General features: G+C 57.7%; 8 protein-coding genes. 3 read left to right on the top strand and 5 right to left on the bottom strand.

The window, feature by feature from the left end; all coding sequences use genetic code 11:
* Window positions 1-179: 179 nt before the first annotated feature.
* Window positions 180-764 carry a TetR/AcrR family transcriptional regulator gene (locus tag C4885_RS13670; RefSeq protein ID WP_114000867.1) on the bottom strand — a complete coding sequence of 195 codons (585 nt, stop codon included), beginning with the start codon at window positions 762-764 and terminating at the stop codon, window positions 180-182.
* Window positions 761-5,203, bottom strand: a complete 4,443-nt coding sequence (locus C4885_RS13665; protein WP_114000866.1) for an efflux RND transporter permease subunit — start codon at window positions 5,201-5,203, stop codon at window positions 761-763. The genes C4885_RS13670 and C4885_RS13665 overlap by 4 nt, the downstream gene beginning before the upstream one ends.
* A gap of 415 nt (window positions 5,204-5,618) precedes the next feature.
* On the opposite strand from C4885_RS13665, the gene C4885_RS13660 reads away from it, so the two are divergent.
* Window positions 5,619-6,551, top strand: coding sequence for a carbohydrate kinase family protein (locus tag C4885_RS13660; protein ID WP_114000865.1), 933 nt, complete (start codon window positions 5,619-5,621; stop codon window positions 6,549-6,551).
* Window positions 6,552-6,875: 324 nt separating this feature from the next.
* On the opposite strand, the gene C4885_RS13650 is transcribed toward C4885_RS13660, so the two are convergent.
* Complete coding sequence (locus C4885_RS13650; RefSeq protein ID WP_114000863.1) at window positions 6,876-7,358, bottom strand: GNAT family N-acetyltransferase; 483 nt, start codon at window positions 7,356-7,358, stop codon at window positions 6,876-6,878.
* A 319-nt stretch (window positions 7,359-7,677) separates the two neighbouring features.
* On the opposite strand from C4885_RS13650, the gene C4885_RS13645 reads away from it, so the two are divergent.
* Both C4885_RS13645 and C4885_RS13640 read left to right on the top strand, forming a co-directional pair.
* Window positions 7,678-7,896 (top strand): hypothetical protein, encoded by a 219-nt coding sequence (locus C4885_RS13645; RefSeq protein WP_242979604.1) that lies wholly within the window; start codon window positions 7,678-7,680, stop codon window positions 7,894-7,896.
* 204 nt (window positions 7,897-8,100) lie between these two features.
* A complete protein-coding gene (locus C4885_RS13640) occupies window positions 8,101-8,757 on the top strand; it encodes an HD domain-containing protein (RefSeq protein WP_114000862.1) in 657 nt (218 codons plus the stop codon).
* Window positions 8,758-8,894: 137 nt separating this feature from the next.
* Here C4885_RS13640 and C4885_RS13635 read toward each other — a convergent pair whose 3' ends face one another.
* Window positions 8,895-9,323, bottom strand: coding sequence for a hypothetical protein (locus C4885_RS13635; protein WP_114000861.1), 429 nt, complete (start codon window positions 9,321-9,323; stop codon window positions 8,895-8,897).
* A gap of 37 nt (window positions 9,324-9,360) precedes the next feature.
* Window positions 9,361-10,494: a hypothetical protein gene (locus tag C4885_RS13630; RefSeq protein ID WP_114000860.1), complete on the bottom strand. Its 1,134-nt coding sequence runs from the start codon at window positions 10,492-10,494 to the stop codon at window positions 9,361-9,363.
* Window positions 10,495-10,669: the final 175 nt, after the last annotated feature.

Here is a 10,669-nt window from a genome sequence, read left to right as displayed (position 1 = left end):
TTATCGAGCATTTTGGCAACGCAGATGCCGTGCCGCAGCCGCCGGAGCGGTGCTTAAGCCGTAAGGCGGGAATTGTGCGGTGTTGCCTTATCTCCACTTTCCCCCGATACAACAGCCAGCCGCCCCACCGTGGAATATTCCCACAGGCAGGGCGGCTGGCTGCTTTTATTTTTGTTTGTTTATGGGTTCAGTGCGCGGTGGATCAACACGCGCAGGTTTTGTATGGGCGTTAGCGCGTCCGGGTGCTTGGAAACATAGCACAGCCCTATCAGCCCACCCGCCGCAGCGGAAAGCAGAGCCAGATCACAGTAATCATCCGGCAGGGCGGGGTTGATCTCCCCTTTTTGCCGCAGGGCTGCCATGGTTCTGTGCAGCACCCCACGCAGGGCTTGCACACACTCGTCCATACCGCGGAGGTTCTCCCGTGCGCCAATACTGGAAGCGATCACCTGATAGGTTCCCATCCGGTTGCCGGAAAGATCCTGCAGGTAGGCCATCACGGCGTCCTCCAGCTCTTGCAGGGTGGTGCATGGCTCCATCAATACGGCAATGCGGGCAATCTCGGTATCAAAGCAGTACAGGGCCATTCCCTGCAGGATCTCATCCTTGGAGGCAAAGTATTCATACACGGTGCCCTTGCCGATTCCGGCTTCGTCCGCGATCTGCTGCACCTTCATGGCGGCGGGGCTTACCCCCTTGGCAATCAGGCGCAAGGCGGCTTCGTACAGGGCGGTTTCGCGTTCTTTGCGGATATCTGGTGTCATTGTGGCGTCCCCTCCCCATTTTCGGTATCGGGTTTACCGGGCATCTTTAAGTGGCGGTGCTCGGCGGTATCCGGTGTTTCGGGTTCCGGCTGGTTCTTGCCCTCTGCTGCGCGGCGGGCGGCAAATTCTGCGGCAAACTCGGCCGCATCATCGGGCAGGTCATCCATGCCGTCATCGCCCACATCAATGTTGACCGGCGGCTTGCGGTAGAAGAGGTCATACATCACCGGCACAATAAACAGGGTCATCAGCGTTGCATAGGAAAGGCCGCCCACAATAACAATGGCCATACCTTTGCCCATCTCGCTGCCGGCATCCTTGCTGAAGATCATCGTTACCATGGCAAGCACGGTGGTCAGGGTCGTCATCAGGATGGGGCGCATACGGGTGCGGCCGGTTGCCACCAGGGCATCGGTGCGCTCCAGCCCGCCAATGCGCAGCTGGTTGGCGTAATCCACAAACACAATGCCGTTGTTGACCACCACGCCCATCAGCACAAGGAAGCCCATGAGCGAAATGACCGAAAGCTGTTCGCCGCCAATCATCAGGCCGATCATGCCGCCGGTAAAGGCCAGCGGAATGGTGAACAGCACAATGAAGGGGGAAAGCAGGCTTTGGAACTGCGCCACCATGACAAAATAGACAAACAACAGTGCCAGGGCTATCATTTTGGCCATCTGCTGGATCATCTCGGTCACCTGGGTGGTTTCACCGGCAATTTCAGCGGTGCAGCCATCTGGCAGGTCCAGTGCTTCCAGCTGGGGGCTCAGATCACGGGAGATCAGGGTGGTGTTGTAGCCTTCGGCGGTATCGCTGGTCACGCTGATCTTGCGGGAGCCGTTTTCGCGCGCAATGGTCGCATAGGCGTTGCCGTTGGTGCGGGAGGCAAACTCGCCCAGGGTATGGGTCTCGTTCACGGTGTTGCCGTCATCGTCGGTGGTCGTTGTGATGAACTCCATCTGGAACAGATCGTCCAGGTTCGGGGTATCGGTCTTATCCACAATCGTCACATCATAGGTATCGCGGCCCACTTTCAGGGTGGTTGCGGTGGTATCGGTGCTGAGCTTTGCGGCGATCTGCTGGTACACCTGCGCCACCGTCAGGCCAAGGCGCATGGCTTTGTCCTTATCAATGACGATATGCACCTCCTCGTCGCCGGTTTCTTGCCCGTTGGAGACATTCTCGATGCCGTCCACGCTGTTCAGCAGGTTCATCACCTGCTGGCTGGCGGTGGTCAGGCTGTCCAGGTTCTGGCCGTAGATGTCCACCTCCACGCCGCTGCCGGACAATGCGCTCATATCCATGCTGCTGGCGCTGATGTCCACTTCGCAGTTCAGGTCATCGGTACCATCGGCGATCTGCTGCTGGATGGCCTTGCTGTTGCTGGCGCCCTCGTCAGTCAGCAGAACATAATAGGTAAAGCTGGTGTTGTCCGTGGTGCCCTCAGTGCCGGTCATCATCAGCATGCTGCTGGTGCTGTCGCTGCCGCCGGACATGGCGCCCACCGTTTCCACGCCGTCAATGTTGGTAATGGCGTCCATCACGGCGTCTGCGGTGGCAAAGGCATCCTCTTTTTCGGTATCCGCAGGCACCGTTACCGTAATCGAAAGCTGGTTGGAGCCCATATCCGGGATGAGCACCACGCCCATGGTGGCAATGCGCCAGACCGATACGGCCAGCAGCACGATCGCCAGTGTGAGCGGGATGGCCTTGCGCTTTAAGCAGAAGCGCAAGAGCTTTTCGTACCCGTTCAGGAAACGGTCGAACCAGGGGTGCTTGATCTCTTTTTGCTTGCGCAGTACGGTGGAACCGGCGCAGGGCACCACGGTAAGGGCCACAATGAGGGATGCCAGCAGGCTGAACGTGATGGTCCATGCCATATCGGAAAGCAGCTCCAGCACCATGCCGGTGGTAAACACCATGGGCAGGAACACGCAGACCGTGGTCAGGGTAGAGGACACGATGGCCCCCGCCACCTGGCGTGCGCCCTGCACCGCAGCACGCGGGGCCGGAATGCCGCGCCCGCGCAGGCGGTAAATATTTTCGATGACAACGACCGAGTTATCCACCAGCATGCCAACGCCCAACCCCAAGCCGGACAGGCTGAGAATGTTCAGGGTAATGCCACTGAAATACATCATGACAATGGCAAACAACACACTGAGCGGCATGCTGATGGCCACCACCAGCGTGGGGCGGATATCCTTTAAGAACAGAGCCAGCACGATGATGGCCAGCACAGCGCCTTCGATCAGGTTGGACATGACGCTGTTCACAATCAGCTTGATGTAATCGCCCTGATCCATGATGGTGGTCAGGTGCAGGCCATCGTTTTCTGCCATCAGTTCTTTCATAGCAGCGGTGCTTGCGTTGGAGACAGACGAGGTGGAAGCCGTGGAGCTTTTATAGATTGAAAGCAGCACGGCGCGGTTTTTGCCCACCTTGGCGTAGCTGTCGTCCGCGTTATCGGTCAGCTCCATGTCCGCCACATCGGAAAGCCGCACATCGCCGATGCCGTCAATGCTGCACAGGACCATATTTTTCAGCTCATCCACATTGTCAAACGCATCGCCGACTTTTAAGATGTACTGGTTATCGTCCCCTTCCCCGCCGTCAATGTAACCGGCGGGCATAGAGAAGTTCTGCGCGGCGATCAGCTGCTTTAAGGTGTTCATGTTCAGCAGCTGGTCCAGATTGGCGCTTTTCAGCGCTTCCTCGCGGGCCGATTCATACTCTTCGCGGGCGGAGTCCAACTGGGTCTGGCCCGCTTCCAGCTGGGTGCGGCCGCTGCTGATCTGGAACTCGCCCAAACTGAGCTGGGCTTCGGTGCCGCTGAGCAGCAGCTGCACGGCCATATCGGCCAGTTGGGGGTCTGTCGGGTTGGCAGAAAGGCTTTCCAGCATCGATTGCAGCTTGCCGCGCTGATCGTTCAAATTGGCCAGCATAGCTTCGGCTTTGTCGATCTGGGTGTTCAGGGTGGTAATCGTCTGCTGTAGGGTTTGGCGCAGTTCCTCGGTGCTCTCGTTCAGGCTGGCTTCGGCTTCCTGCCGGGCTTTCAGCAGCACCGTTGCGTTCCGCAAGGCCGTCTGGGTGGTGGAAAGGGTGCTTTCATCACTCTTGTAACCATCCAGGGCTGCGCGCTGGCTGGTGGCAGTGTCCAGCTGGGTCTGTAAAGCCGCCTGTTCAGCTTTTTTGCTTTCGATTTCCGCGCGGATGGCATCCTGCTCTTCCGGGGCGGCGGTATCCAGCTGCTGTTCCAGCTGAACGATCTCGTTATCCTTCTGCTGCACCTGCACGGTCAGCGTCAGGATCTGGGCGTCCAGCGCGGCGCAGGCATCGCTGACGCTCTGCCCGCCGGTCAGGGCGGCAGCTTCGCTCTCAATGGCCTGCTGGGCGCGCTCGATGGAAGCCAGCATCGCGGCCATCTTGGTCAGGTCGCTCTTGGCTTCCTCCAAATTAGCGGGCATGGCATTTGCATCGTACTGGGGGTCATATTTTGCCAGAATCTCTTTGCAGGAAGCAAACAGTGCATCATCGATCGGCAGCGTCACTTCCGGCAGGCTGCTGGGGTCCACTTTCAGCTGGTTCAGCTTGCTCTGGGCGGTGTCCAGCTGGGTTTTCAGCCCCGCAATCTGCTCTTCCAGCTTGGGGATCTCCTCGTTCAGCTGGTCGATGGCATCCCGCAGCTGCTGGGTCAGGCTCTGCTTTTGGGTATTCAGCTGGGCTTTGCCGGAATCCAGCTGGCTCTGGGCACTGTCCAGCTCCGCCAGGCCGTCCTTGATTTTGGCCTCGTTTTCGTCCAGCTGCTTTTTGGCTTCGGCCAGGCGGTCGCTCACCTTGACCAGCAGTTTGTCATTCACCTCGTCAATTTTGTCCTGGTCCAGCGTGATCTGCACTGATTTTTTGACAAGGCCGGTGGTGGAAACGCTGGCCACGCCGTCCACGCGCTCCAGCTGGGGTACGATCGTATCCTCCACATAGTCGGAAAGCTCGTAGATGTCCATCCCCTCATAGTCCACCGCAACATACTGGGTGGCCATCATATCGGGGCTCATCTCCATCAGCGTGGGGGTGCTGGCCATATCGGGCAGACTGTCCGAAAGCTGGTTCACGGCGGTGCTGGCCTTGACCATGGCGCTGTCCATGTCGGTGTCGTCCTGGTATTCCAGAATGACAAGGCTGTAGTTTTCGTTACTCTGGCTGGTCACGTTCTTTACACCATTCAGGGTGGAAAGGCTGTTTTCCAGCGGCTGGGTCACATCGCTTTCCACCTGTTCCGGGCTGGCGCCGGGGTAGGTGGTAATGACCAGCAGGTAGGGCAGGTTCATATTGGGCAGCAGGTCTGTCTGCATGCCGGTCAGGCTTACAAAGCCCAGCACCACCACCAATATGACCGCCACAAGTACGGTAAATGGCTTTTTAACACTGTATTTTGGCATTTGTTTGTTCCCTTTGCCCGCACGTTGGGCGGGCCTATGTTGGCGGATGTGACCGACCGGCCGGGTTCAGGCTGCCCCAAAAGGAAGGAGCGCCGAAGCGCAGCGCAGCCGCCGTGTGGCGCCCCTTTTTAGGGGGAAACGGAGCTTTTTTAGCGTGCTTGACCGACCGGTCGGTCGGTTTTCCGCTGTTATTATAGCACCGCGGAAAATCATTGTAAAGAGGAGATAAAGATTCCGTCCGTGCGGTACAGTTTGCCGCAAAAGCGGCAAAAATCGCCGCCAACCTTGCTTTTTCGGCCCCAATCATGTAAACTGTTCATCATAAGTTTACAGTTATACGGTGCAGCTGAAAAGACGAACATTCAGTCGGTTTCCTTGTTTTCCGCTGCACCCTGGGTAAGGAAGGGCGTTTTGCATGGGGATCGTTGTCATCGGCGCAGTTTTTGTTGATATCAAGGGGTACCCCCTTGCCACCTATATTCCGGGCGGGCGCAACGCCGGGCGGGTAGAACAGGTACACGGCGGTGTGTGCCGCAATGTGGCGGAGGATATCGCCAACGTGGAGCTGCGCCCCACCTTTGTAAGCCTGGTGGATGACACTGGCACAGGGCAGGATGTTATTGATAAACTGGCGCGCCACAAGGTGAACACCCGCTATATCCAGCGCGTGCCGGACGGCATGGGCACCTGGCTGGCTGTGTTCAATAATGAGGGCGATGTGGTGGCCGCCATCTCCAAGCGGCCGGACACCAATCCCCTGACCGACCTGCTGGCCGAAAAAGGCGATGAAATTTTTAAGGACTGCGATGGCATTGCCATTGAACTTGATCTGGAAAAAGACACTGTAAAGCAGGTCTTGTATTTTGCACAGAAATACCACAAAAAGGTATATGCCGCGGTTTCCAACATGAGCATTGCCATGGAGCGGCGTGACTTTTTGCAGCAAATCGACTGTTTTGTCTGCAACCAGCAGGAAGCGGGGATCCTCTTTTCTGACGAATACGACCATATGGGGCCGGAGGAAATGTGCCGCACGCTGGCCGCTAATGTAGGCAGCGCCCGCATCCCCTGCATGGTTGTTACCATGGGGGACAAAGGCGCGGTGTACGCCTGCGCGGATGGCGAAAGTGGCATTGTACCCGCCAAAAAGGTAAACGTGATCGATACCACCGGCGCAGGCGATGCGTTCTTTGCCGGTACGGTCATTGGCCGCGCTTATGGCAAAACGATGGCGGAAGCCTGCGGCATTGGCAGCCGGCTGGCGGCTTCGGTCATCTGCACCGCCGAAAATGTCTGCCCGCGGTTCCGCCCGCAGGAGTTCGGGCTGGATGTTCCGGTTGTGGATTGAGCGCCGTTTCAGCAGGCCGGTCACAGCCGCCGGATTCTTCTGGTGTTGGCTGGGACCCTGGCCTTGCCGGCATTGGCGGTGGGGCAGTATCTCCATGATTATTGCCACACCGATTGAGGCACCGGACCAGAGCGAAAGCCGTTTCTTCTCCCACTATGACCCCAAAACCGTTGAGTGGTTCATGTTGAGTGGTTCATGTCGATCCTTTGATGAATCTCTTTGCATGACAGCATAATGCAAAGAATAAACAAGCCCCCGGCAAGTTTACAGCGTATGAACAGTGCTCCGCTGCCTGCCGGGGGCTTGCTTCATTCTATATCCCTGTTAAAATGTCAGCCGCATCTGGTTCCACGCCACATTGCCGTGGGTGGATTGGGAAACACCCTCGTTCACAAAGCCAAATTTGGCGTAATAGTGTACTAGTTTGTCCTTACAGGTCAGTACCAGACCCTTGCGGCCCTGCTGGCGGGCATCGGCAATGGCGCGGTTCAGCAGCTGGGCTGCCAGACCGTGTTTGCGGTACTCTGGCCGGGTCACCACGCCAAAAATCATCTGCCATGCGCCGGTTTCGCTGTGCAGAGCGGCATTTTCGTATAGATCATCGGTCAGATCGGGCTGGTCTGTCACCATGCCGTCCACAAAAGAAATCAGCGTTTCACCGTCAAACATCAGCCAAAAGTGTCCGGCATAAGCCTGCAGACGGTCCCTGAACTGCTGTTCCGGCGCGGCTTCCGCTGCGGGGAAGCAGAGGGCCTCCACCTCCGCCAGCGCGGCGGCATCGGCGGGGACTGCGGTGCGTATCAACATAAAAAACATCCACCTTTCGGGGAAAAATCGGGGGCGTTCCTGTGCCCCGTTCCGCCGGTCAATCCGGCCGAGCGCAAACGGCATGGCCCTTTGCTGTAAGCCATTATCCCATACCCCCGTCCAAATTGCAAGCGGGGTTTGACAGGCGTGTGCGGGAGCGGTATCCTTAAGGCAACACCGCACAATTCCCGCCTTGCGGCTTAAGCACCGCTCCGGCAGCTGCCGTGCCTCGCTCGCCGTATCGGCACTTAGAATTATGCGGTATTGCCTTAAAGTGTAACGGATGACCGCCCCTGTAGGCAAAGGAGTGTATTGTATTATGACCTGCCGCGTTCTGCGCATTGATGAACAGCTGTATGGCTGTGAGGAGCTGCCTGCCGGGCAGCCGGTGCTGTGTGATGTTCTGCTGGCCGATGCCGCCGGTACCCAGCGGGTGCTTCCCTACCCCGATGAAGCCCTGACTGCCCAGAACATCCAGGAGGGCGATACCGTTGCCCTGCTGCCGGACGGCACGCTGAAAAAACTAAGGTGTATCTGACACCCTAGGGTAAGCCCGCACTTTGCAAAAGATTCACCGTAACTTTACATCGGTATGGTTGCAGCCCGCAGCCAAATGGCCTATACTGAAATTAAGGGCAACACCGCACAATTCCCGCCTGACGGCTTAAGCACCGCTCCGGCGGCTGCGGCACTTAGAATTGTGCGGTATTGCCTAAGAACCAACAGGAAAGTGTGGATCACCATGACCTACCATGACATCAAACACAATGCCGAAGTAAACGAGCTGCTGAAAAAGGGCAACCAGAATTTGGGACTTTTGGGCTTTACCGACCATTCGCAGGCGCACTGCATCCATGTGGCGGAAACCGCTGCGCACATCCTGAAAAAGTTTGACTACAGCGCCCATGATATTGAGCTTGCTAAAATTGCCGGGTACATGCACGATATCGGCAACGCCATCAACCGCACCCACCACGCGGAATACGGCGGCCTGCTGGCCAACGAGATTTTGAAGCAGTATGATTTGAGCGTTGCGGACCGCATTACCATTGTTTCGGCCATTTCCAACCATGACGAATCCACCGGCGGCGCGGTGGACCCCATTTCGGCTGCGCTGATTATTGGCGACAAAACTGATGTGCGCCGCAGCCGCGTGCGGGAAAAGCCCAAAGCCAGCTTTGACATCCACGACCGGGTCAACTACGCCGTAACGGACCAGACATTAAAGATCAACACCGACAAAAAGGTCATCTCGCTGAATCTGCAGATCGACACGGACATCTGCTCGATGTACGAATATTTCGAAATTTTCCTGAACCGCATGCTGATGTGCCGCGGCGCCGCTGACCTGCTGGGCGCCACCTTTAAACTGACGGCCAACGGGGCAAAAGTGTTGTAAAATTATAATCCTGTATCAAAAAGCTCAGGCTGTTCCCTGTTGGGGGCAGCCTGAGTTTTTATACCATGGAAAATCATTCCGCCGTTTTACAGATTCAGCATATACGTTTCCATTTGCATCGTCCTTACCGCCGCTCTTCATGATTCTGCCGGAACAAACGGCAATTCAATGTTTTCCTCGTCCACAGGCGGGGTTTGGGTTGCGCTGGGGGGCGGGGTTTCTGTCGGTTCCTTCGTGTTGTCCGCCGGTTTGCCGTCACCATTTTCTGCGGGCGCGGCACTGGCGGTGGGCTGACCGGCGGCGTTCAGCACCGGTGTTTTTTTCGTTGCGGGCTTCTGGGTCGGCTTGGGGGCAGTTGTCTGCTGCGGGACAGTAGTTGCCGTGGGCTGCGGTTCAGGCGTCGCGGCGGGATGCGGCGTGGGCTCTGCCGGGACGGCATCATTCGTTTCCGCCTGCCGGGTCGGCTCCGGGGTTGGCTGGGTACCTGCCTGCGGCCGGTGCAGTGCAAAGGCAACGGCAAGCACCACGGCAGCCACCACAACGGCCAGGATTATTTTTTTCTTCATTGCTGTTTTCCTTTTTATATTTGGGGGCGTTGCGGCATCAGCCTGCCACGCTGTAACGCTGTGCGGCGGTGGTCAGGTCATCCAGCGCGCGGAGCAGGTTCAGCAGCGGCAGCTGGCTTTCATCCACCGCTGCCAGCGCGCGGACCATATCGCCATAGCTGAACACCCCATAGCGCAGGATGCACAGGTCCGCCCCATTTTGCCGCATGGCAACCACCGGCATGGCATCCGCGCGGCGGAACGCAATGGCCGGTGTAACGACATAATATACCTTTTTGCCGTCAAAGCGGGTGTTGGTATCCACGGGCTGCAATTCGGTTTCGGGCTCACCCGCGTTCCAGGCAAAAGTAAAAGTGCATTCCGCGCCGTCCGGCACCATAAAATAGTGGCGGATCTGGATAACGGGCTCCAGCAGCAGGCTGCTACCGTAATAATCATCGGTCTGGGTGCCGCTGCTTTCAAACTGGTAGCTGCCCCAGTTGGCCGTGGAGTTTGGCTCCGCAGTGCCGGCTAACGCATCGGTCCGGTAGCCAAAGTACAGCTGCGCTTTGCCGCCATACACCAGCAGGGTGCCGGCCAGCTTCTTTGCCTGTTGGGGATAATCGTGTTCCAGCAGGTAGTTCAGGTAATCCTTTACGGTGTAAGTATAAACCGGGCCATATTTACCGTTTACCACCATCCGGGCTTCAATATCATCCGTCAGCTGTTTGGCGGCCACCTGGCAAGGGAAAGCGGTGCAGCTTTTGCCGTTTACTTCCACCTGCTTTGCATCTGCCACTGCCACCTGTGTTACGGTGGAATCCGGCAGGGTAAACTGCATGGCGGCATCCTGCGGGGTATCTTCCAGCAGGGTAACGTAAAAATAAATTGTGACTGTCTCCCCCAGGCTCAGGCTGTAGCCTTCCAGATGCTCGCCGGTCTGGGCGGTTTCCGGGGTGGCGGGATCCTGCGGCGGCGGAGTTGGCACGGCAGGGTCAGGCCGGCCGGTTTCGGGGGTGCTCTGCGGCGGATCCGCCCAGGGGATATCCTCATCCGTTTCGCTCACCTGCGTCTGGATGCTGGCCGTATTTTCCTCTGCCAGCGCGGCGGCAGGCAGCGCGGCACACAGCACCACCGCCGCCAGCAAAGCCAGCAGGCGCTGGGGCCAGCTTTTTTGTTTTGTATGGTTCAAACTCAAGGTGTTTCCTTCCTGTTTTTTGTTTTATCTTCTGGCAACGCCGCACAATTCCCGCCTTGCGGCTTAAGCACCGCTCCGGCAGCTGCGGCACGGCATCTGCGTTGCCAAAATGCTCGATAATGTCGGGTTGCGGTACCCGCATCGTGCTTCGGGGGCAAAAGCCCCTCGC

The organism is Subdoligranulum sp. APC924/74 (genome assembly GCF_003324125.1).
In the GTDB taxonomy this organism is placed as follows: Bacteria; Bacillota; Clostridia; order Oscillospirales; family Ruminococcaceae; genus Gemmiger; species Gemmiger qucibialis.
Note: the sequence above shows the minus strand (reverse complement) of the source record. Positions and strands in the feature narration are given on the sequence as shown.